This window comes from Alkalicoccobacillus murimartini (assembly GCF_030813245.1).
Taxonomy (GTDB): Bacteria; Bacillota; Bacilli; order Bacillales; family Bacillaceae_D; genus Alkalicoccobacillus; species Alkalicoccobacillus murimartini.
In genome coordinates this window covers 729,890-752,401 of sequence record NZ_JAUSUA010000002.1, presented here as the reverse complement: position 1 = coordinate 752,401, position 22,512 = coordinate 729,890, and the positions used below count along the sequence as shown (strand labels likewise).

Annotated in this window: 20 protein-coding genes; 14 read left to right on the top strand and 6 right to left on the bottom strand. The window is 39.1% G+C overall.

Annotated features, from left to right (window positions below):
- Nucleotides 1-33: 33 nt before the first annotated feature.
- Nucleotides 34-1,317 carry a M48 family metallopeptidase gene (locus J2S05_RS10150; RefSeq protein WP_306982418.1) on the top strand — a complete coding sequence of 428 codons (1,284 nt, stop codon included), beginning with the start codon at nt 34-36 and terminating at the stop codon, nt 1,315-1,317.
- 37 nt (nt 1,318-1,354) lie between these two features.
- On the opposite strand, the gene J2S05_RS10145 is transcribed toward J2S05_RS10150, so the two are convergent.
- Nucleotides 1,355-1,705 carry a hypothetical protein gene (locus J2S05_RS10145; protein ID WP_306982416.1) on the bottom strand — a complete coding sequence of 117 codons (351 nt, stop codon included), beginning with the start codon at nt 1,703-1,705 and terminating at the stop codon, nt 1,355-1,357.
- Between the two features lie 507 nt (nt 1,706-2,212).
- On the opposite strand from J2S05_RS10145, the gene J2S05_RS10140 reads away from it, so the two are divergent.
- The 7 genes from J2S05_RS10140 (at nt 2,213) to J2S05_RS10110 (ending at nt 6,945) form a co-directional block, all read left to right on the top strand.
- Complete coding sequence (locus J2S05_RS10140; RefSeq protein ID WP_306982672.1) at nt 2,213-2,542, top strand: PadR family transcriptional regulator; 330 nt, start codon at nt 2,213-2,215, stop codon at nt 2,540-2,542.
- Entirely contained in the window at nt 2,539-2,958 is a 420-nt protein-coding gene (locus J2S05_RS10135; RefSeq protein WP_306982415.1) for a permease prefix domain 1-containing protein, read from the top strand. The genes J2S05_RS10140 and J2S05_RS10135 overlap by 4 nt, the downstream gene beginning before the upstream one ends.
- A complete protein-coding gene (locus J2S05_RS10130) occupies nt 2,959-3,585 on the top strand; it encodes a hypothetical protein (protein WP_306982413.1) in 627 nt (208 codons plus the stop codon).
- Nucleotides 3,586-3,905: 320 nt separating this feature from the next.
- Nucleotides 3,906-4,946, top strand: coding sequence for an enoyl-CoA hydratase/isomerase family protein (locus tag J2S05_RS10125; RefSeq protein ID WP_306982412.1), 1,041 nt, complete (start codon nt 3,906-3,908; stop codon nt 4,944-4,946).
- A gap of 36 nt (nt 4,947-4,982) precedes the next feature.
- Nucleotides 4,983-5,912 (top strand): AEC family transporter, encoded by a 930-nt coding sequence (locus tag J2S05_RS10120; RefSeq protein ID WP_306982410.1) that lies wholly within the window; start codon nt 4,983-4,985, stop codon nt 5,910-5,912.
- Between the two features lie 91 nt (nt 5,913-6,003).
- The gene (locus J2S05_RS10115; protein ID WP_306982408.1) at nt 6,004-6,345 is read left to right on the top strand and encodes a YxeA family protein; all 342 of its coding nucleotides are present in this window, start codon (nt 6,004-6,006) and stop codon (nt 6,343-6,345) included.
- 456 nt (nt 6,346-6,801) lie between these two features.
- Nucleotides 6,802-6,945 carry a hypothetical protein gene (locus J2S05_RS10110; RefSeq protein ID WP_306982407.1) on the top strand — a complete coding sequence of 48 codons (144 nt, stop codon included), beginning with the start codon at nt 6,802-6,804 and terminating at the stop codon, nt 6,943-6,945.
- Between the two features lie 151 nt (nt 6,946-7,096).
- Here the strand turns inward: J2S05_RS10110 and J2S05_RS10105 are convergent, their stop codons facing one another.
- The 3 genes from J2S05_RS10105 to J2S05_RS10095 form a co-directional block, all read right to left on the bottom strand.
- The gene (locus J2S05_RS10105; protein WP_306982405.1) at nt 7,097-9,784 is read right to left on the bottom strand and encodes an alpha-L-rhamnosidase; all 2,688 of its coding nucleotides are present in this window, start codon (nt 9,782-9,784) and stop codon (nt 7,097-7,099) included.
- 40 nt (nt 9,785-9,824) lie between these two features.
- The gene (locus J2S05_RS10100) at nt 9,825-12,167 is read right to left on the bottom strand and encodes a beta-galactosidase (protein ID WP_306982403.1); all 2,343 of its coding nucleotides are present in this window, start codon (nt 12,165-12,167) and stop codon (nt 9,825-9,827) included.
- A 197-nt stretch (nt 12,168-12,364) separates the two neighbouring features.
- Nucleotides 12,365-13,735 (bottom strand): sodium-dependent transporter, encoded by a 1,371-nt coding sequence (locus J2S05_RS10095; protein ID WP_306982401.1) that lies wholly within the window; start codon nt 13,733-13,735, stop codon nt 12,365-12,367.
- Between the two features lie 266 nt (nt 13,736-14,001).
- Between J2S05_RS10095 and J2S05_RS10090 the strand changes: the two genes are divergently transcribed.
- Nucleotides 14,002-14,346, top strand: a complete 345-nt coding sequence (locus J2S05_RS10090) for a hypothetical protein (RefSeq protein ID WP_306982399.1) — start codon at nt 14,002-14,004, stop codon at nt 14,344-14,346.
- A gap of 60 nt (nt 14,347-14,406) precedes the next feature.
- The gene (locus J2S05_RS10085) at nt 14,407-15,192 is read left to right on the top strand and encodes an SDR family NAD(P)-dependent oxidoreductase (protein ID WP_306982397.1); all 786 of its coding nucleotides are present in this window, start codon (nt 14,407-14,409) and stop codon (nt 15,190-15,192) included.
- Nucleotides 15,193-15,254: 62 nt separating this feature from the next.
- Here J2S05_RS10085 and J2S05_RS10080 read toward each other — a convergent pair whose 3' ends face one another.
- Nucleotides 15,255-15,881 carry an FMN-dependent NADH-azoreductase gene (locus J2S05_RS10080; protein WP_306982396.1) on the bottom strand — a complete coding sequence of 209 codons (627 nt, stop codon included), beginning with the start codon at nt 15,879-15,881 and terminating at the stop codon, nt 15,255-15,257.
- Between the two features lie 208 nt (nt 15,882-16,089).
- On the opposite strand from J2S05_RS10080, the gene J2S05_RS10075 reads away from it, so the two are divergent.
- The 4 genes from J2S05_RS10075 (at nt 16,090) to ytvI (ending at nt 20,062) form a co-directional block, all read left to right on the top strand.
- Complete coding sequence (locus J2S05_RS10075; protein WP_306982393.1) at nt 16,090-16,236, top strand: hypothetical protein; 147 nt, start codon at nt 16,090-16,092, stop codon at nt 16,234-16,236.
- Nucleotides 16,223-17,026, top strand: a complete 804-nt coding sequence (locus tag J2S05_RS10070; RefSeq protein WP_306982391.1) for an SDR family NAD(P)-dependent oxidoreductase — start codon at nt 16,223-16,225, stop codon at nt 17,024-17,026. Before J2S05_RS10075 ends, J2S05_RS10070 begins: the two co-directional genes overlap by 14 nt.
- Before the next feature lie 157 nt (nt 17,027-17,183).
- Nucleotides 17,184-18,881, top strand: a complete 1,698-nt coding sequence (locus tag J2S05_RS10065; protein ID WP_306982389.1) for a methyl-accepting chemotaxis protein — start codon at nt 17,184-17,186, stop codon at nt 18,879-18,881.
- Between the two features lie 89 nt (nt 18,882-18,970).
- Nucleotides 18,971-20,062 carry a sporulation integral membrane protein YtvI gene (ytvI, locus tag J2S05_RS10060; RefSeq protein WP_306982386.1) on the top strand — a complete coding sequence of 364 codons (1,092 nt, stop codon included), beginning with the start codon at nt 18,971-18,973 and terminating at the stop codon, nt 20,060-20,062.
- Between the two features lie 71 nt (nt 20,063-20,133).
- Here ytvI and J2S05_RS10055 read toward each other — a convergent pair whose 3' ends face one another.
- Nucleotides 20,134-22,509 carry a glycoside hydrolase family 95 protein gene (locus tag J2S05_RS10055; protein WP_306982384.1) on the bottom strand — a complete coding sequence of 792 codons (2,376 nt, stop codon included), beginning with the start codon at nt 22,507-22,509 and terminating at the stop codon, nt 20,134-20,136.
- Nucleotides 22,510-22,512: the final 3 nt, after the last annotated feature.

The following is a 22,512-nucleotide window of genomic DNA, read 5'->3' as shown; positions in this document are numbered from 1 at the left end:
TTTATTTTAAGGAAATTGCAGGAGGAAAAAGAGTTGAACCAACAGAATGTCACTTCATCAAGAGAAACGGTATATTTTGTATTAGCCATTATTTTTAGTGTACTGGTATATGTTATTGCGGCAATATCAATCATAGGAATTGGAATTGCCTTATTTATCTTTGCCTTTATGTTCTTTGTGAACATGATGATGTTAGGATCGATTCGAGGAAATGGTGTTCGTATTAGTCAGAACCAGTTTCCTGATGTGTATGAACGAGTGAAAGTGATGTCAGAGCAAATGGGACTGCAGAAAGTACCCGATGTCTTTGTTATCCAATCAGAAGGAATCTTAAATGCCTTTGCAACAAGGTTCTGGGGACGTAATATGGTTGTATTATACTCAGAAATTTTTGATTTAGGACGTGAACAAGGGAAAGATGAGCTTGATTTTATCATTGCCCATGAGCTATCACACGTGAAACGTCGGCATGTTTGGAAAAATATTTTAATCGCACCAGCTCAGTTTATCCCCTTTTTAGCACAAGCCTACAGCCGTTCATGTGAATATACGTGTGATCGGGAAGCGGCATTTATAATTAACAACGCACCTGCAGCCAAACGAGCACTCACGATATTAAGTGTCGGAAAACAAGTGTATCGCGAAGTAAATGAGGATGCATTTGTTGAGCAAATTTCAACTGAATCGCACGGAGTGGTATGGGTAAGTGAAATTCTATCCTCCCACCCTAACCTACCAAAGCGAATTCAATCAGTCAGTGTATTTATGGGAGAGACATCAAGACCTATTTATACAGAGAATGCCGGAAAAGTAGTTGCAGGCGTGCTCATTCTTGGTGCAGCAACAATTGGTGCTTACTTTGCTATTATTGGAAGTGTGGCAGGTGGTACTGTGTTATATGGTACCTTTTTGACTGAGATGGAAGAGGAATTTAGTGATTATGAAGAGTATGAATCAACCAATTTAATGGATGCTGTAAGCGAAGCGGATATCGATGAGGTTAATCGTCTAATTGAATTAGGTGTGGACTTTAATGAACAAGACTATTATGGTAACACAGCACTACATCACGCCACTATATATGAATATCCAGACATCATTGAAGTTTTATTAAAAGCTGGAGCAGACCCGAATATTATAAATGAAGATGAAGCAACGCCAATAATAGAAGCCGTTTATTATGCAGATTATGAATCTGCGTTACTTCTATTGGATTTCGGCGCAGATCCAGAAATAGAGGATATCTATGGCTCTAATGCATTAAATATAATAGGGGTTGAAACCGAAGAAGAACTCCGAGAAGCATTAACTGAATAAATAAAAGGCAGCGGGTATAAGAGCTCGCTGCTCTTTTTTATCTAAAAGCCCTTGTACGCAGAGGCTGATAACGGTGAGAGTCTAACGCCTGAATAGCCGTACCAGCCGTGAAGAATTGCTCGCGAACAACTCGACAGGCTCGTAATTCATAATCAGAAAGATATTCCACATGTTGATTGTGCTCAACCAGAACATCAACCTCCAGAGTGGCTGCTACCTCCCCAAAGTCATTTTTCCAATGCTTATAATCATAGATTTTTTTAACGGATATCAGCTTGGACTGTTTTCTAAGCTGCTTAAACAAAGCTTTTGTTGATTCAAGTGTGGGAGTGCCTTCGCCATATTTAATAAAAACGGTCGTGCGGCACCTGACCTTACAGGCAAACATCGAATGGATCCTCCTTGCAATGATTGAGTAGAAGATGACGTGCGCAAAAATAGAAGGTAGATGCTCAAAAATGAACACGTCATGCTCAAAAAATAGAATTCTGCGCGAAAAGTGTAGCTCAATGCGCGAAAAAACCCACGAATTGCTCAGAAAAACCTCAAATGCTCAAAATTAGTGATATCATGCTCAAAAAAGAAACATCCTCACCTAATCCTGACTCAAAATACTATCCTCCAAATACGCTTCCTTACTTCCAATCATGTGCTGTTCGATCCAATCGCAGAGTGAGCATTTTTGAGAAATATTTGCATGAGGAGTCGGAGTTTTTCATTACGAGTAATAATAGCACTTATCAATCGAAGAGTGAACCTCAGTAGCGATTAGATCAGCTAAATCCAGACAGATCATATTGAATTTTTTACTTTGACAGACAGAGTAATCCGTTTTATAATTACTCTATCAGATATAGTTCTATCAGGCAGAGTAATTTGAAGGAAGGTGTCGAATATTCGCAGTGATATTTTGAGGGGCCATGTAGACTCAATTATTCTTCGGCTAGTATATGAGAAAGATAGATATGGCTATGAGATTTCTAAGGAAATTAGTCTACGAACAGAAGGGAAATTCGTAATCAAAGAAGCAACTCTTTACGCTGTGTTTCAACGGTTAGAGAAAAAAGAGCTAATCACCTCTTATTTTGGAGAGAAGTCTCAGGGGGGGAAACGTAAATATTATTCCATTACGACGTTGGGTAAAGCCTACCTAAAAGAAACGATGAATGAGTGGAACGAGATGAAAAAGATTATTAATTTGTTTATGGAGGGGCTTGATTCATGAAAAAAATACGAAATCATGTGGAGCGTTTGTTTTACGATTTGCCTGAGACAGACGAAGTCATTCAAGTGAAGGAAGAAATCACGTTGGATCTGCAGGAGAAAGCCCAAGATCTAATGGTGCAAGGAAAGAGCGAAGAAGATGCTATTAATAAAACGATTGTTGATTTCGGTGATATTGATGAGATTAAAGCAGAGTTGCAGCTGTCATCGGAACCATCGAATCCAATAAAAAAGAAACATACGCGCTTGAATATGTGGTTTTCTGTGTGGGGTAGCGTCCTTTTTATTGCTTTGATGTGGTTTATGAATGTGGAATACACGCCTAATAATATTTGGTTTGTTTATCCGACATTCGTCATCCTCTGGTGGCCATTATCTATGTATTATTATTGGCGTAGACAAGGGGGAGGAAAGTAAATGAAGAAGGAGGATGTGCCTTTTTCTATTATTGCTTCACTTTTCACTATTCTATTTCTTTTCTTTATAAATTGGATGACCACACCTGAACAGCTTTGGGCGATCTATCCAGCATTATTCCTACTGTTTTGGCCTTTAAACGCACTGTTCAAGTTTCCAAATGGGCATAAGTGGTACTCCTTATGTGCTTCTATCCTTCTTATCTGTATTTTGCTTGCGATTAATTTGGTAGAGACACCAGGGTATTTGTGGATTCTATATGCATGGCTACCGATACTCTACTGGCCACTTGTGGTTTTTGCAGGACGACTTGCTGCAATGCCAACCTTTTCTGTATTGGCAAGTATCTTTTTTCTTTTGTATTATGTTGGATTGAACATTTATTTTGAGCCGGGATTCCCGTGGTTTATCTTTCCGGCCTTTGTTATCCTCTGGTGGCCAATGTCGGTTACGTTTGCTAAACGCCCGATGTTGTATTCGGTATTTGGTGCATTGTTAGTTACACTTTTCTTTTGGAACGTTAACACATTAATCACTCCTGACGTTATTTGGGCGGTGTATCCAATTTTTACTGTATTGTGGTGGCCATTAACGATCTATTACTTTGTGTATAGACGAGCGGTGTAGAATCCTGTTTAAATTTGGTTTTACTCTTGATGAAAGTGAGTCCGCTCTTAGTATTGAGGGCGGGCTCTTGGTAATCCCCCAAGCTGTCTTGATTATATTTGAATGAGTCTTGATATCGTCCTCTACCTCTTATCAAAGTATCAATCGTCTTCGTTTTACAGTGGTTCTTCTTTGTAACACATGTAGTTTCCTCCCGTTGCATTCATGTCATAATAAGGTAAGCGCTTGCGGATATTCTGACTAGTCTGCTATGGTCAGATAGAGATCGTCATGAGTATTGTGACGGGATAAGGCAAGCATCAGATAAGAGGGGGATAAAGATGAGTTACACTCAAATTCATGTAACAAATACAGGGGTTGGTGTGATTACTCTTAACAGAGAGAAATCACTTCATTCTCTTTCCTTTGAGATGATTCAATCCATTTATGACATTCTTCTTGATTGGGAAGTAAATGAATCGGTTCGTTTCGTATTACTAGAAGGTACTGGTTCAAAAGCTTTTTGTGCAGGAGGAGATATTAAAGAAATTTATTCATATGGAGCAACGAGTGTTGGCTTAGAAAAATCAAAGCGATTTTTTGACGTGGAATATACGATGGATGCGATCATAGCAAATTATTCAAAACCCATTATTGCACTTATGGACGGCCTCGTAATGGGAGGCGGCGTTGGACTTTCATATGGGGCGACCTATCGAGTTGTAACGGAAAAGACAAAGTGGGCCATGCCAGAGACAGCCATTGGTTTCTTTCCAGATGTAGGTGCAGGATATTTCCTTAACCAGACACCTCATAGTATAGGAATGTACCTTGGCTTAAGTGGTGCGGTGATAAGCGGAGCAGATGCTATACATATCGGAACGGCAGATTTTTTTGTGCCTAGCTCATCTATAACGGAGTTAAGAGAAAGGCTAGTTACCAAAACGGGTTCTAGTGAAAAAGACATAGATCAGCAGGTGAAAGAGTGTATTGAATCGTTTAGCACAAACCCACCAAAAAGTGAACTTATGCAACAAGCTCTTTTTATCGAGAAGCACTTTTCTCTTCCATCGGTAAAAGAAATAGTTGGATCATTAAAAAGGGATCGTTCCCAAGAAGCTCAGGCACTCTATCAGTCGTTTTTACGGAAATCTCCTGTCTCTTTGCTGGTTACGTATGCTCATTTAAGACATACAGAGAAGCTAAAAACCTACACTGAAGCACTTGATTTTGATAAAAAGGTAGCGATGCAATTTATGATGTGTACAGATTTTTACGAAGGCGTTCGTTGTTTGTTAATCGATAAAGAAGCGCAGCCAGACTATTTGTATCAAACAATAGAAGAAGTACCGGCTGATTATGTGAAAGCTTTTATTCAATAGCATAAAGTAAGTAGAGAAAAAGAGGGATTACGGGATATGTGGATATTTCTGATCGAGATTATCTTTCAAGTTATGCTTCCGATCTTTGTATTGTTGGTAGCAGGTGCATTGCTACATCGAAAGTTTTCATTTCATTTGGCATCTTTTTCGAAGTTATTAACGTATTTCTTTCTTCCAGTTGTTGTGTTTGTGAATATCTCAAATAGTAACTTAGATACTGGATTGTTAATTGAGATTGGTGGTTTCTTAGTCATTCAATTTGTGATTTTAGCTGGAGTAAGTTGGGGACTTGTGAAGATATTCAAAATGGATCCAAAGCTTGCGCCAACTTTCCAGAATAGTATTGTATTAATGAACTCAGGCAACTTTGGACTGCCTGTCAGTCAATTAGTTTTTGCAGGAAACCCACTTGGCATATCCGTTCAAGTCATTGTTCTGATGTTCCAGAATTTAATTACGTATACATACGGTGTCATGGTTTCAGCATCTACTAGGTCTACAGGCTTATGGAGTAATTTATCCGAGCTTTTTAAGACACCGATTATTTATGCGCTTGTAATTGGACTTATTTTTTATCAAATGCCGTGGGAACTCCCGACATTTATTCAAACTCCAATGCAACAAGTATCAAATGGCTTTATCGCATTAGCCTTGCTAGTACTAGGTGCCCAAATTGCTTATCCCACCTTAAAGCAGTTCTCGCTACTGTTTTTCGTCTCAATAATAGGAAGGCTGATTATGGCCCCATTCATTGGTCTGGTCATTATTTGGGTAATGGGTCTTGATGGAACCGTGGCCCAAGGCCTTCTAATTGCGAGCTCTTTTCCGATGTCGCGAAACAGTGCTCTCTTCGCTTTAGAGTATGATAATTATCCTGAATACGCGGCTCAGGCGGTGCTAGTCTCTACGGTTGCCAGTTGTTTTACGGTGACGTTTTTTATCTATTTAAGTCAGGTGTTATTTTAGCAATCTAACAGTATTGTAAGGTTTGTGTAAGTGAAATCTATAGGACGATAGCGCATTCCTTATTAGACTATAGGTAGAGGTGAGATACTACATGATAAAGAAAATAGGATTAACAATCATACTGGTTATTGCGGCAGTTGTTGCAGGTTTTATGATCTATAGTAGCTTCCAAAATGAAGATTATTATGTGAAAATTGTTGACGAAGGTGTACCTGTTGAAAATGCGCCTGCCGAAGCAACACAACATGATTATGAAACGCTTGGTGTCACGGAAGATGGGGAGAGCGAAATAATCGAATTCATGGGGATGAGACAACTCCGCCAAGGCGCCTATTTAATTGTAACAATGAAAGGTGATCAAGCTGTTACGTATAGTGAAGTAGAAGAGTCTGAGGTTCCAGCAGATGTGAAAAGTGAATTAGATAATCAATAACATACTGAAAGCACCCTAAGAAGTAGAGAAACTACTTTTGGGGTGTTTTTTTTGTGCCAAAAGACGATGATGAACTCGTTTGACGTCGGATGTAAGAACGTTTACGAGGTTAATTAGCTTCTTAGTGTTTAGAAAGAGGGAGGGAAATTACTATTATATGATCTCAAATAGTAATAGATGCTCTTAAATACAATTTAAGTATATATATGTAATAATATTACTGATATAATAGATTTCAATAAGAAAGGAGGTTAATGATAGGAGGTTAATGACCTCAATGTTAGTTGGAATCATGTGTGTAGAATGGTGTACCTATAAGGTTCAAAGCAAGGCTGAGGCATCCGAAGATTCGACATAATCTCTTCAACAACGAGATGGTTCTGAAACAACCCTGCAGTTTATGACGTTTAGTTATTCAAATGAATTACAAACAAACTTAAATTGGGAGTGTTTGAATTGAAAATGTTTAGTAAGCTTTTCATTCTATCAGTTGTTCTTTTTTCGGTTGTTACGTTTCATTCACAGACCGCTTTTGCTGAATCAGATCCGGAACCAGAGCCAATCTATACACCTTCAGGTAAAGTTAATTTAGAAAAATAACTATTCACAGGTAGAAATTCGTTCACTATATTTAAAGTAGATTTTAGGGAATTAACTAACGAAAAGTGGCTGGAATAAAAGTAGATAGACAGACCAAAACGACGATCATTCCTTAATAGGAACGCTCGTCGTTTTCTTTTGTCTACTCTACCTAAACCTTCTTTATATTAAAATTGTACATCCCTGATCCAACGTGAATATACATGCGACTGACTCCATTTATTGTTTTTATCTCTTCATTGATTGTACCTATTTCTCGTTCTGTTACTTCTTCGTTTTTAGTAACAGGTAGAGCAATCACTGTTTTCGTATTAGCTGGAATCGTAACGTCTACTAGTAATTGGTCATCATTCTTTTTCCAATGAGTATGGATCCATCCTGCTGCTATTTTGTGATTTGCTTTAACCCAATCGACATGTTCAGCGATAAAAGGTGAAATGAGAATCGGATGCACGGCTTCTCTTTGAGAATAATTAATCTGAATGCCCCCTAGTTGAGCATAAAACCATTCCTCTATGTGTCCCATCATAATATGATTGTGTGAATGGCCAGTCAGAGGTCCATCCCAAAATTCAGTTAAACTCGTTGCACCGTTGTTCACTAGAAACCTATAATAAGGCTCATTCGATTGCTGAAGCATTTTCTCCACAATATCAGATCTATCATATGTAGATAATGCTGATAATAAGTATCGATGTCCTACCTCACCACATGTGATCACATACTTATTATTTGTTAACTCAGTGATTAGATTAGATAAAACGTGTGATGTATCGACTTCTGATACTAGATCGAGAGCTAGGGCCGTAGCGTTTGATGTTTGACTATTCGTTGCATAAAAAGAAGTGCTTTTATTAAAAAATGCTTGATTAAATGCTTTCTTTGTCTCATCTGAAAGGGTCCTAAACCTCAATACATCTTCGTGATAGCCAAGTAGTTGAGCGATGTCGGCCAGAATTCGACTAGTTTCAAACAACATGGCGGTTGCGGTTACGGCAATGGGTGTATGAACGGCAAATCCTTGATTGTCATCAGGAACCTCTCCTAAATCCCCCCAGTCACCTAATCCGTGATGGACAATTCCTTCTGTAGAACGAGATACTAGATACTCAACATATTTAATCATCTGAGTGTAATGTCTCTTTAAGACCGTATCATTCCCGTACCAATTATAGTGATACCAGGGACCAATAACGAAAGAACTTCCCCATTCTGGTGAATCGCGAAAACCATCTTCAAATTCCACATATTCAGGAGCTATATTTGGTACAAAACCATTCTCTTCTTGAGCTTCCTCAAGGTCGATAAAGATCTTCTCGTATAATGGGGCTACATTGAAGTTGTAAAAAATCGATGGGGCCATTAAATGTAACTGTTCTATCCACCCAAGCTTTTCACGGTGCGGGCAATCTGTAAATATACTCTTCATGTTACTTTTAATAGAGGTATTAATGATTTCATGAATGGCATTCCATTCAGAATTCGAACATTGAAAGTCTCCAACCTCTTCCACTTCAGGGTAAATCATTTCTCCTTTTACACTTAGTAGTTCTGGTGGTTCTTCTTGATAGCTATAACTAACTTGTACATATCGAAATCCATGATACGTAAATTGAGGTGCCCAATCTTCAATCTCATTTTCACCTTTTAATGTATACGTAAAGGAGACTGGTTCTCCAATCATAGATTGATCTACATGATGATCACTAGTAAGTAGTTCCCCAGTAACAAGTGTCACGGATGAACCTTTTTCTCCTTTAATACGGATGCGTGGCCAGCCAGAGATGTTTTTTTCCAAATCATATAATTCTATAGCCTGACTATTGACCTCAATTTTCTTTGCTACGATGGTTTCTTTTATTTTATTTCGTGGAATGATTCGACTACAGAGCTTTCCTTCTGGAGGACGTACTACAGGGGCTGATCTCCAGTGATCATTTGAATCGACAAATCCAACTTTGTCCCACCCTTCTTGTAGTAAGCGTGCATCATAATCTTCTCCACCGTAGATTGAAGAAAAGACAATCGGACTTCTACCTATGTCCCAATGTGAGCCAGTGCCAATCGTTTCCGTTTCGCCATTCGAATAGTCTATAGTAAGCCGAATAATACATTTTGGTAGATCATAGCTACCTTCATATTTTACATACCTTTTTGTTTGGCCGTTAACGTGATAGAAACCGCAACCTAACATGATTCCTGCCGCATTATCACCTTGATTTATATAGGAAGTGACATCATAAGAATGATACAAACAGGATTGATCATAATCTGTCCAGCCTGGTTCAAGAACAGCGTCACCTACTTTAACCCCGTTTAAACGAAACTCATATTGACCTAGTCCACTTACGTGAGCGAGCACTCGAATAGGTGATGATTGAATAGAGAATTCATGCCGAAATAAGGGCATAGGCTCTTCACATGTATCTTCTTTCCATCCGTCTTGTATAGAGGGCGTTAAACCAATCCAATCGGCTTGCCATTCCTGGCTCATAACCCCCATTGTCCAATTGGAATCTTCACTCCAGCTGCTTTCATCGTCATTTTCATCCCATAAGCAAACTTTCCATACATACTTTTTTTCAGGTAATAAGATATGACCTTCATAGTTAATGAATTGATGCTGATTTGAATAAACTTTTCCACTATCCCACATATCAGCGTTACCTTCGTTTAATAAGGACTCGTGAGTAGATACAAGAATTTGATAGGCAGTCTGTCTTTTTCCTCTTACTGTTGAATTAGAGAATCCCCAGCCCAATAACGGTTTATGTGACTCTATTCCATAAGGTGCTTGCAGCTGTTCTACTGTTAGATTTATCGCTGTGATTGTTTTCATGTGTTCCCTCCAGCTTTTTATCATTGTTTCTTTTATGAATCTATTTTCTGTTAGTTAAGACTTCAAATTCATAAACTGGCTCTAATGAGATAGATTTTATGTCTGCAATCTCTTTATTAGCGATTTCAGTTCTTGCGGCCATCGGTGAATCACTTTTTACCTTACGTCCTTCTTTTAATGGTGAGATTTGAAGATAGATTGGATCATGTAGCAGCTCTGCCTCTAAATGACTTAACCCGATTTGCCAGACATCACCATTGTTAAAATTGTCATGTACTAATTCATTATTAATGAATGCGTACCCAATATCCCCGTCATAAGAGATGTTTAGTAACACTTCTTTACATTGACTAAAGATGTCACTTGGAATAGTAATGAGGGTCCGCCTATGATCGATCGATTCTAAAATCGGTTCAGACGTTATCTTCTCTTTTTTGATAGAATACTCATGTAGTAACATATGGTCTGATCTCTCTGTGAAAAATGATGCGAGTGCTGGCGATATCAGTTCATCTATCGCTGTTACTTGAAGCACCTCAGATTCAGACTCAAAGCGAACACGATCTTCTTCAACGATAAGGGCTGCTTCTGATAAAATGGCATGTGGTTTTCCGTTCCATTCAAATGACCAAAAATGTAAGCTTTGTTCATCTGTCATCGTATAGATTCGAATGAGTTTACCTTGCTTGGAATGAATATCTATTCTTGTTAACATCTCTTCAGTGGGTGTTACTGTATAATGGCTGCTTTCCATTTGTACATCTCCATCTGAAAGGGTGACACGATCAATATTCTGTTTCTCGAATCGATAACTTGGCTTCATACCAGAAGGGTGAAAGAAGAAATAAGCGTCTTCATGATCAGATAGTTTAACCTTTTTCATAAGCTGCGCTGTTGCATATTCAAGCTGCACATCTGAGATTGTTAGATGAAAAGGTAAAATACAACTAACATCTTCACCTATGGAAAACCCACCTTCATGAGGAATGTGCAATTTCTTTTGTTCAATTTGAATTTGTAATGAAATATTGTCTTTCGCGGGAGATTGTATATGGTCCTGATAGTTATTAATAAAAATAAATCCCTTACCTTCATTGACTCGTAATGCATAGCGTAAAGTATCCACGTCATCTGGTCTCATATCATCTGTATTATGAGGCAAAACAGTCGTTGTCTGGCAGAAGCTGTCTTCAAAGTCTTTATAAAAATAATGCTGTCTCTTTAGTCGTTTATATGATTCTCGTATTTGGCCAAACTCTCCGATAGGAGCTTGATAGTCATACGATATTTTTGGTGTAGCATTCTCATTTAAATAAGGAGTTGTTTTCCCCTTAGGATTTGAGCTTCCGTGGAATACATAATACCCAACGAAATTACATCCACCGGCAACCTTAATATTAGCCATCGCTTCAACACTTCTATAGGGCAGACTGAATCGATAATTATAAAAAACGGTCATACCGCCTCCCATTTCACAGCAGGCAAATGGAATGGATTGCGGATCATAGTTCGGATCAAAATTGTAGGTTGTACTATTGTAATTACGATAAATAAACTCCGGCGTGATTGGGTGCTCACGTACAGTCTCATCATAGAAAACCCATGGCCAAAAAGCATAACCGCCCCATAACGGAAGAACTTCTTCAGTTGGCGCTAATGCTCCACCCCAACCAGTAGCCGAGTAGATTGGAGTGACCAAACCTGCTTGAATGGCTAACTCTTTTAGTAATAGGATGTGTGCTTCGCCATCTTCACCAGCTGAAACCCACTCGTTGCTTGTACCAGTTGTTAGTTCCCAAGGAGCCCCGGCGTGATAGAATTCATTCTCAAGCTGAATACCAATGACAGGACCATCATCCTTATACATAAGCCCTTCAGCTTGCTTTCCGATTTCATTGTACATACGTTCAACATAATAGATATAGCGAGCATCATTGCTTCTTACACGGCAGGGTTCACCATAAAGCCAATCTGGAAGGCCACCATTCCTAACTTCTCCATGAGCAAAAGGGCCGATTCGTAAAATACATTGTAGACCATGTTTTCCGCAAAGCTGAATAAATGTACGTAAATCCTTAGACCCCTTCCATTCAAACTCTCCTTTAATCTCCTCATGGTGATTCCAAACTACATACGTTGGAACAATCGTAACCCCACACATTTTCATCTTTAAAAGCTCGTCTTCCCATTTCGTGTGATTATAACGGCTGAAATGAAACTCTCCACATATTCCGAAGACAGGTTTGTCGTTTACCATCATAAAATGATTGGAAAAGTGAAGCATCTCGTCCTGGAGATTCTTCCCTTGCAATGCTGGTAAAGCCGGTGTAAATGAGTTTTTTTCCTTAGTTAAAATGATCGTTTCTTTATGATCTATCTGCATCTATAACCATCCCTATAAAGAATTATTTTGATGTTGAGTTAACATAAATCGAACGTATCTAATTGTTACCGCTTTCATAGGCGTATATTACTTTAAATAACTTTATAAAGTCAAGTGTATTTAAAAATCATTTTAATAAATAAAATAGAAAATAAGCTGGTTTAAGTCCAGTAATTTACTGAACTTAAACCAGCCGGTTAGCCAAATATAATCGTAACGAGATTTAGACCGAATAACTGATCGATAAATACAATACAGATGGCTAAAGGTACGACGTATTTTATTAACGCAAACCACAAGGCGAATAGTCGTTTTCCGGCGTTTGATCCAGAAGTGAACTCTTGCCATAAGATCTCTTTGCTTATTTTTCGTGGAATCATGAGACAGATTAACAAAGCTCCTAAAGGCATAAGAATGTTACTCGTAACGTAATCCACTGTATCAAAAAAGGAACGCTCTCCTATCTCTAGGTTTGAGAGTAAGCCGTATGATAGTGCGGAGGGTACCCCAACGATAAAGACTAGAATAGCAAAAATCCAGCTGGCGCGTTTTCGCTTCGTTTGGTTTCCTCGTACAAAAGCAGCTACAATAATTTCAAGTAATGAAAAGGCCGTGCTTAATGCAGCAAAAAGGAATAAGACAAAAAAGGCGATAAGCGGAAGCTGACCAAATGCCATTTGTTCAAAAATAGCTGGTAGAACAGCAAAGATTAACGTTGGACCCTCTTCAGGTGTAAAACCAAAAGTAAAGACACCAGGAAAGATCACAAGACCAGCAAGTAAAGCAACAAAGATATTCATGACTGCTAAAACCATGGCAGATGCCGGTAGATTCTGCTTTTTTGATGCGTAAGAACTTAGAGTGACCATAACGGATACACCTACAGATAAAGCAAAAAAGGATTGTCCTAGAGCAAACAATACGGTTTCTCCATCAATAGCGGAGAAATCAGGGTAGAGTAGGAAGCGAATACCTTCAGCGGCTCCGTCAAGCGTAAGGGAATAGACAGCTAAGATCACGAGCAGTACAAGTAAGGATGGAATCATCCACTTGCTCACCTTTTCAATGCCTTTCTGAATTCCTTTAGCTACGACAAATGCTGCAAGCAACAGAAAGGTTAACTGAGCACCAAGGGCAAGAGCAGGGTTAGCAATGAGATTATCAAAGTAATTCTGAGATTCACCTAATGTTAACCCCGACAATTGGCCAGTGAGTGATGATCCGAGATAAAGGAGAGACCATCCTCCAATCACACTATAGAAAGAAAGAATGAGAAAACAGGCTATGACTCCTAACCAGCCAGTTAATTGATAAGGAGAGCGTGGGGCTAATTTTTTATACGTCAGAATAGCGTCTTTTCCAGTATGTCTGCCTAAGACGTACTCCCCAATGAGTAAAGGAACTCCTAAGAATAGTGTTAATAATAGGAATAGAATAAAGAAAGCACCGCCACCGCTCATTCCAGCTATGTATGGAAATTTCCAGATTGCGCCGAGTCCAATTGCGCTTCCTGCGGTTGCGTAAATAAATCCAAGCTTTGATGACCATTGTTCATTTGTGTTCGTCATGATGTATAAGTCCTCTCATTTCCTCTTCAAAACATTATTCCATGGTAGCAGAGCAGGTATGCATTAACAAGGTTCTGAATGTTGGGAGTATTGTCTTTTTATTCTTACTATCTGAAGAGTTTAGATTTTGTCTAACCATTAGAGGGAAGGGGAGATAAACAAAATTAGCATATTTCCCCTTTCAAAGCCTACTTGAAAAAGCTATACTAGAATTAGATGGAACGTGACAATATGAATAACTCGCATCTTTAGAAAGGGTGGCATGTATGAGAGATCTTGCAGTTGTGAAAGAACAGCGTAATCAGCTTCGTGGGGAGCTTGTTCATTGTATTAAGAAGGTAAAGGAAATGCAGGTTGATGAGAAGACGTTTAGAGAATTATCTTCGTATGATCAACAGGTCTATATTTATCTTGATCGTACTGTTCAAAGACTTCGTACTCAGATTAACGCGCTTGAGTTTGTGTTGAATGAAGATACGGAGATCGCAGATGCATTTGCTGACCGTGCAGCGGAGAAGCATAAGATCAACAAGCAAACACTTTTTAATGCTCCTGAAAAAGAGAGTAATGATGAGAATGGGTACAAATTAGATTTGAGCAATTTAAACTAAGAAACTGGAGGGGCCCTATGCATGTAGGGTTCCTTTTTAAATCGTGAGGAGGAATGACATATGAGATTAAAAAATAAAGTAGCAATCATTACAGGTGGTAGTCAAGGCATCGGTGAGGGGATTGCCCGAACCTTTGCACGAGAAGGCGCAAAAGTGGTTGTGGCGGATGTGAATGAAGAGCTAGGACTCGCTTTAGTAAATCAGTTAAAAGAGAATGATGTGGAGGCGCTTTTTGTTCAAGCTGATGTGAGCAAGGAGGAGCAAGTGACAAAGTTAGTCGATCAGGCTATAGAAGCATTTGGTGGGGTGGATATCCTTATTAATAATGCAGCAGTAACTGTTCGAAAATCAGTTGAAGATACATCGTTTGAAGAATGGCAGCAAATTCTTGGTGTGAATTTAACTGGAGCTTTTTTATGCTCAAAATATACCATCGCTGAAATGAAAAAGCGCGGGGGTGGTGCAATTGTTAATATCGCATCATGGCATGCGGAAAAAACGATTACGAGGCTTGCAGCATACGCTGCATCAAAGGGTGGGCTGACTGCATTGACACGCCAGATGTCACTTGACTTAGGTCCACATAATATCCGTGTGAATGCTGTATGTCCAAGCTCTGTTGACACACCACTTCTACAAAAAACATTTGCAAGCCTTGAAGATCCAGAGGAAGCATTCAGACAAACTCTTGAATTTCAACCATTCGGACGTATTGGTACGGTTGATGATATCGCGAATGCTTGCTTATTTATGGTTTCAGATGAAGCGACATACGTGAGCGGACAAACGTTAATGGTGGATGGAGCGGCTATCAATAAGATCGCTCGTCCTTTAATGTTTGATTAAATAAAAAAAGCTGTCCCTTCTTCACATGACGTGAAGGGGACAGCTTTTTCTTTTTATAGCAATTAGAAAGAAGCGCCAGCTTTTGTTACTTCTACTAATCCGTCAGCAATAATTTCCTGAGAACGCTCAGGGTAATGATTGTGACCTTCGATAATTAGTTCAGTTGGCTCAAGAATACCCCAAAGGGCAAGGTTTCTGTTCACAAAGCGTACAGCCATTTCACCGTCTGCCATGAAATCAAGAGCGTAGTCAGAACCACGTGCAGCAAGTACAGCTACTTTTTTATCGCCAGCAAGTCCAACTGGACCTTCTGCTGTATATTTGAATGTACGTCCAGCTTGTGCAAGGTACGAAATATACGTAACAAGTGGTGCTGGAACTGTTCCATTCCATAGTGGTGTAGCAAAAACAATTTTATCAGCGTCAAAGAACTGACCAAGGTATTGTTCTGTAAGATCAATAAACGTTTGATCTTCTGTTGTTAATTCCATTCCTTGGCTCTTTTTGTAGTTAGCAGTGATTGCTTCATTACCATAGTAAGGAAGGTCAGCTTTGAAAAGATCCAATTCTGTAACAGTGTCGCTAGGATTAGCTTCTTTATATGATGCAAGGAATGCATCGTACATCATAACGCTTACTGCTTGATCAGCAGGGCGGTCATTGGCTTTGATAAATAAAACTTTAGACATGGGTAGTTCCCTCCAGAAGATATAATAGATATACTGATTTCTCGGTATTTCGATAGTATACAACAGTGATATGCAAGATAGTAGTACGCACTTTAAAGTACTATAGTTTCCTAAAGGATACTAATGATTGCTAAGCCTGTTTCAGAATGTATAGATTGGACGTAATAGCAAAAGCTATCCTTAACACATTAGGAAAAGAGGGCTATTGATGTCAAAAAAAGATCATAAACCGAATAACCAATTTAAAGAGAATACAAACCATGGTGAACATCGAAATGGCAGACTCAGCCAGATAAAGAACCATAATTCAACCAAACATGAAGAGCCAAACGAGTTTAGAGATGAAAAATCATAATAGTGCTTATACGATGACTTTTCATAATAAGGTCGTACTCATTACTGGTGCTGCGGGCGGTATTGGAATTGCTGCTGCAAAGAAATTTGCCCGAGAAGGCGCAAAGCTAACACTGGTAGACTTAAAACTAGATGTCTTAAAAAAAGCGGCTGAAGGTATTGATATTGAAGCATCTGATCTTCTTTTACTTGATGGTAATGTAGGAAAAGAAGAGGATGTTGAAGCGTTTGTTTCTCAAACAAAAGAAAAATACGGTCGAATTGATGTATTTATTAATAATGCTGGGATCAATGGTGAGTTTAAAAATCTTGTGGATCAAACCACTGAGAATTTTGAAATGGTCATGAATGTTAACCTAAAAGGTGTATTTTATGGATTGAAACACGTCATGCGCGTGATGAACGAACAGAAGAGTGGAGCCATTGTCAACACAGCTTCAAATGGTGGATTATTAGGTGCTCCAGGCATGGGACTGTATGTAGCTTCTAAGCACGGTGTCATTGGATTAACAAAAACCGCAGCACTTGAAGGAGCACCAAACAATATTCGAGTAAATGCAGTAGCTCCATCAGGTGTGGATACACAGATGATGAGATCAATTGAGTCAAATGCAGAACAAACAGGCGCAAAAGATCCGAGAAAGCAATTTGAAGCAAGTGTACCCTTAAATCGATATGCTACTTCAGAAGAAATTGCTAATCTAATGGCCTTCTTAGCCTCAGATGATGCTGCTTTTATTTCAGGAACGTACTACCGAATTGACGGTGGGCAGGGAGCTACTTCTGTATAATTAAAAAAAGTAACCAATCTCCTGTATTTACAGCTGGTTGGTTATTTATTTATAGTTTTTATTGTAAGCGGTTTAATAATGTATATCTTAATAAAATATAGCTTTTCTGATCCGATATATTCTAAGAAACACCTAATGAACTTAGAGGAGAAGGATTATGAGAATGTTTAAGAATTTGGGGCTTTCATTTAAAATAAACGCCTTAGTATTATCGCTATTACTTGTTTTTGGATGTGCATTGGGTTTAGTTGTTTATATATTGGTTACAGAAGGAATTAAAGAAATGGCACTAGAGAAGGCTGAGTCAGATCTCTTACTATCTTTTCATGCGATTGACAAAGAGTTTCCTGGAGATTGGACAGTCATCGATGGAGAACTATATAAAGGAGAGACCGTTCTAAATAATAACTTTGAATTAGTTGATCAAATTGCAGAGATGACCGGAGGAACTGTGACAATTTTTCTCGATGATACTAGAATTTCGACTAATGTCGAGGTGGATGGGGAAAGAGCTATTTCAACTCAGGCATCGGATGAAGTTATACAAGCGGTACTTAAAGATGGAAACACCTATTATGGAGAGGCAAATGTGGCAGGTATTATGACTCAAACAGCCTATCAACCAATTAGAGACAAAGATAATGTGATCATAGGTATGTGGTATACAGGGGTTTCGCAACAGTTAGTTGATCAAACGATCTCGAAGATCTTAGTCAGTTTGGGTATTGTTGTTATTTCAGGTATTGTGCTTTCTACACTTTTTGTGTTTGGCTTTACTACTCGATTGAAAAAGCGATTGAATCAAGTTGGTTTTGCATTAAAAAATGCAGGACAAGGAAATTTTACTGTATCAATTCAAGATTCTGCGAAGGATGAAATTGGTCAATTAGCTATGAATTATGATCAGATGAGGCTTAGTCTTTCTAAACTTGTTAATGACGTAATACTGAAATCAAATCAAGTAGCATCATCCTCTGACCAGTTATCAGCTGGAGCAGATCAGACGAATCATGCAGCAGAGGAAATCACACAGATAATCCAAGAGGTAGCAGCCGGTTCTGAAATTCAAATGAGGCAAACTCATCTGGCTACAAGTTCTGCTCAAGAAATAGGGGTTAGTATTCAATCTATCGAAGAACTCGTGAATAAAGTGGACCATAGTTCTAAAGCAACTCAGAACAAAGCAGAGAATGGATTAAATATCGTAACAGAGAGTCTGACACAAATGAAAGTAATTAAAGCTAAAACAGAGACTGTTTCAACACTTATTGAACAATTGGGTGATCAATCTGTAGAGATAAGTAAGATGATTTTAATGGTTACTGAGGTTGCTGAGCAAACTAGCTTATTAGCTTTAAATGCTTCAATAGAGGCCGCTCGTGCAGGTGAACAAGGAAAAGGATTTGCAGTTGTTGCTTCTGAGGTTCGAAAGCTAGCTGATCAATCTCAAGGTTCGGCCTTACAAATTAAAGGAATAACAGAACGTATCAACAGTCAAATTGATCAATCAGTTCAATCTATGAATGATGTGGCTTTGGTAGTGGATGGAGGCATGAACTTAGTAGACCGTGCAGGTAGTGAATTTATTCAGATTACGGCTGACGTTAATGGAGTTACTTCTCAGGTAGTTGAAGTCTCTCAGTCAGTCGTGCATGTTAAAGAAAAAGTAATAGATATGGCAAAGACAATTGAAGTAGCATCTAAATTAGCCACAGATGCAGCCAGTCATTCTCAACAAGTTGCTGCGGCCGCACAGGAGCAAGGAGCTGCTATGGAGGAAGTTGCGGGTGCATCGAGTTATTTAACGGATATCGCAGGAGAATTACAGAAATCAGTAAGTACATTCAAACTTTAAAAAAATTTCTCGAAAAATTGTGTATCGTTTCACCATGCTGATATAATAATGTAGCATCACCTTTTTAATTGTGGTCAGGAGGTTGTTTATTGTTTAATCCAGTATTGGTCAAAAGAATTTTGACTTTGATTGCTGCTATTGCAATCGTTGTTTTTGTGTATATTAACTTTTCTGTGTTTTTGCCTATCTTACTTGCGTTATTAACCGCTATGATTTTTGAGCCATTTGTGAAGATGCTTAAAAAGCACTTGAAATCGGAGAAGCGAATTCTTCCTGTGACCATTGTATTTACGTTATTCCTTACAGTAGGAGGGTACCTACTTTATCTGACCTTAACTAGATTGGTTACCATGATTTATATGAGGTCACTGGAAATCCCGCACTATGCGCGCGAGATCCAAATATTTATAGATGATTTTATTATTACATTTAACCAGACAATCGCTGAAATTCCTCAAGGAAATCAAATTGTCAGAGAGCTTGAGAGACAGTCAGAAGCCCTATTTGATAAGGCTGTCAGTATCACATCCGATATTCTTGCGACAAGTACTTCGGTATTGACGGGTATTCCTAATATGTTATTTGTTTTACTGATCTATGTTATTACATTGTTTTTGTTCAGCTTGGATCTGCCAAGACTTTTAAATTTATTCTTTAACCTCTTTAAAATGGAAACAGCAAGTAAGTTACGGTTTGTTTTCCAACGAATGAGCAAAGTATTTTTAGGCTATTGGAAAGCACAGTTTATTCTCAGCGTTGGAGTGTTCATTGTGACGTATGTGAGCTTGTTGTTCATCTCACCAGAGTCGGCCTTACTTATGTCTGTTCTTATTTGGCTAGTCGATATTATTCCTTTATACGTCGGTCCGGCTTTAATTCTTGTCCCATGGGGTATTCTGGCTATGATTCTTGGGAGCACTAGCACAGGGCTACAACTTATGATTTTGGCTGTGGTGCTGTTATTAGTGAGAAGAATCATTGAACCGAAAGTACTGGGAGATTCAATTGGACTTGCAGCACTACCAACTGTGTTATCTATGTATTTTGGGTATGTATTCTTTGGGGTATTAGGTCTAATTCTTGGTCCATTTGTTTACATTGCGATTCGTTCAGCAAAAGAAGCTGGATTGTTTGAATTAAACCTTACGGGTGATTTACCGAATCAGTCCATAAGAAAATGATAACCCAAAAGCCCTCTATTGCTTCTTAACAGCAATAGAGGGCTTTTTCGGTTCTACACAGGCGGTTCTCTTTATCCTGAGATAATGAGGTGATAGGAGCTACCTGCGATTGTATCAATTGATATGATCTGATGTACTGAATCTTTTTCCCACTTGATAGAAACTCCATTAGACTCGATCTTCATAGTAGGTATCGAATCGATACGGCATGTCTGACCTTTCTCTGAATGAATCTTCACCTTTGTCAGCTTTCTGTTTCTCCACTCCATATCAATAATAAATCCACCGCGTGCTTTGACCCCATTTAGCCGACCTTTTTTCCAGTGCTTAGGTAGGGCGGGGAGGAAGCTAATGTAGTCTTCATGCGATTGTAAGAGCATTTCGATAACGCCTGCCGTATAACCGAAATTCCCATCAATTTGAAAGGGTGGATGCGCATCAAATAAGTTTTGGTACACGCCGCCTTTTTGGTTGATAGAGTCTTCTTCCGTTATTTGAAGTAGGTTATGAATGAATAGATGTGCCTGGTCGCCATTACGAAAACGAGCCCATAGACAGATTTTCCATGCTAAACTCCACCCTGTCCCACCGTTGCCCCTTATTTTTAGGGCTTGCTCCGCCGCATGAAATAAATCAGCTGATGAGGATTCTGTGAGCAAGTGTCCAGGATAGACGCCAAATAAATGCGAGACATGTCTATGCTCTGGCTCATGATCCGTATAATCTTTGGACCACTCTTGCAGGCGATTACGTTCGCCAATTTGATAAGGGAGCAGTTGGTTTAAAGAAGCTTTAATTTTTTGGATGAATGTTTGATCTATTTGTAGAACACCGGCTGCGTCTACAGTATTAGTGAACAATTCTCTGATTAAGGCGATGTCCATAGTGGAAGCTTCGCTTAGCCCACAAGGTTCACCATTAGAAAGAAAGCAATGTTCTGGAGACGTAGATGGTGATGTAATCAAGAAACCATCCTCATTTTTGATTAGCCAATCAAGACAGAATTCGGCGGCCCCTTTCATCACCGGATATGCATGTTTTCGTAAATATTCCTGATCAAGATTAAAGAGATAGTGCTCCCATAGATGCTGTGTAAGCCAAGCACCTGCCATCGGCCAGATGGTCCAAATGGGTTCGCCGTGGCTATTGTTGCCTGCCGGAAGAGAGTGGCGCCAAATATCAGAATTATGATGAGCAGTCCAGCCGCTACAATCGTAATGGATTGAAGCCGTTTGTTTGCCTGTCTCAGCCAGTTCAGAGATGAACTGCAACAAAGGAGTATGGCATTCCTTTAGCTGGCATAATTCAGCCGGCCAATAATTCATTTCTGTATTAATATTTAACGTATAATTGCTGCTCCATGGCGGTCTTAGCTCATTGTTCCAAATGCCTTGAAGATTGGCTGGCTGCGATCCTTGTCGAGAGCTTGCAATCAATAAATACCGTCCGTAATGGAAAAGTAGTTCAACCAATCCTTGATCAGAAGCTCCATAATCCTTAATGCGCTCATCTGTTGGTAGATGGGAATGAGACTCGTTTGGGTCGAGTTCAAACTCTACTCTCTGAAATAATTGCTGATAGTCGTTTACATGTGCAGTCAAAAGCTCACTATATGACTTCGATCCAGCTTGTTGTAACGTATTGTGTACATCGCGATGATAGTCCTTTCCTTGTTTACCTGGTGAGCGATTATACCCGTTAAAACTAGTAGCAGCACCAAACGTTAGGGTTACCTCAGTCGCACCACAAATTGTTAAAGACTCAGCTGATGATTTGACGGACCCATCAACAAGCTTCACATCGAGGATGGCCTCAAATCGAATCGCTTCTGACTCTGCTTCTTCCTTATAGATAACAGGATCAGGTGTATCATAATAGGAAGGATCTACATGATCAGGGCACCGTCCAGTTAAATGAATACGCTGATCGTTCGTTTGACTTTGGGCGTATAATTGGCTTGAAATTCGAGCAGAAAAAGACAGAGCTTTTGGTTCGCTTGCTGTTAGCCTCATAACAATTACACGATCTACATAAGAGGAGAAGGTTTCACGTTTGTACGTGACTCCATTCATTGTGTAACTCGTTGTTAAAAGGGCATGTTCTAAGTCGAGCTCTCTTTGATACTGACTGCACGTAGCATCATGATCAAAGGTTAGATGGATATCACAGAAAGGAAGATAGGACTGAGTGTAGGCACCCATTAATTTTCTACCGGCTTCATTTGCATCTTTATATTTTCCTTCTTTTAAAAGCGATCGAACCTCTGGTAAAGAATCTATAGCCTTAACATTAAATTGATCACGAGGTGCACCAGACCATATTGTGTCTTCATTACATTGAAGCCTCTCTTCTTGAATGCCGCCATACACCATGGCCCCTAAAGAACCATTTCCAATTGGTAATGCATGAGTCCACAGTAAAGATGGTTGATCGTAATAGAGCTTCACCTT

Bases quoted from the DNA above. Each gene is read 5' to 3' on its own strand.
- J2S05_RS10135 (WP_306982415.1), top strand. From the start codon at position 2,539: ATGAAAAAAATACGAAATCATGTGGAGCGTTTGTTTTACGATTTGCCT.
- J2S05_RS10070 (WP_306982391.1), top strand. From the start codon at position 16,223: ATGAAAAATCATAATAGTGCTTATACGATGACTTTTCATAATAAGGTC.
- J2S05_RS10075 (WP_306982393.1), top strand. From the start codon at position 16,090: ATGTCAAAAAAAGATCATAAACCGAATAACCAATTTAAAGAGAATACA.
- J2S05_RS10115 (WP_306982408.1), top strand. From the start codon at position 6,004: ATGATAAAGAAAATAGGATTAACAATCATACTGGTTATTGCGGCAGTT.
- J2S05_RS10125 (WP_306982412.1), top strand. From the start codon at position 3,906: ATGAGTTACACTCAAATTCATGTAACAAATACAGGGGTTGGTGTGATT.
- J2S05_RS10100 (WP_306982403.1), bottom strand. From the start codon at position 12,167: ATGCAGATAGATCATAAAGAAACGATCATTTTAACTAAGGAAAAAAAC.
- J2S05_RS10095 (WP_306982401.1), bottom strand. From the start codon at position 13,735: ATGACGAACACAAATGAACAATGGTCATCAAAGCTTGGATTTATTTAC.
- J2S05_RS10065 (WP_306982389.1), top strand. From the start codon at position 17,184: ATGAGAATGTTTAAGAATTTGGGGCTTTCATTTAAAATAAACGCCTTA.
- J2S05_RS10145 (WP_306982416.1), bottom strand. From the start codon at position 1,705: ATGTTTGCCTGTAAGGTCAGGTGCCGCACGACCGTTTTTATTAAATAT.
- J2S05_RS10105 (WP_306982405.1), bottom strand. From the start codon at position 9,784: ATGAAAACAATCACAGCGATAAATCTAACAGTAGAACAGCTGCAAGCA.
- J2S05_RS10090 (WP_306982399.1), top strand. From the start codon at position 14,002: ATGAGAGATCTTGCAGTTGTGAAAGAACAGCGTAATCAGCTTCGTGGG.
- J2S05_RS10130 (WP_306982413.1), top strand. From the start codon at position 2,959: ATGAAGAAGGAGGATGTGCCTTTTTCTATTATTGCTTCACTTTTCACT.
- J2S05_RS10085 (WP_306982397.1), top strand. From the start codon at position 14,407: ATGAGATTAAAAAATAAAGTAGCAATCATTACAGGTGGTAGTCAAGGC.
- J2S05_RS10080 (WP_306982396.1), bottom strand. From the start codon at position 15,881: ATGTCTAAAGTTTTATTTATCAAAGCCAATGACCGCCCTGCTGATCAA.
- J2S05_RS10120 (WP_306982410.1), top strand. From the start codon at position 4,983: ATGTGGATATTTCTGATCGAGATTATCTTTCAAGTTATGCTTCCGATC.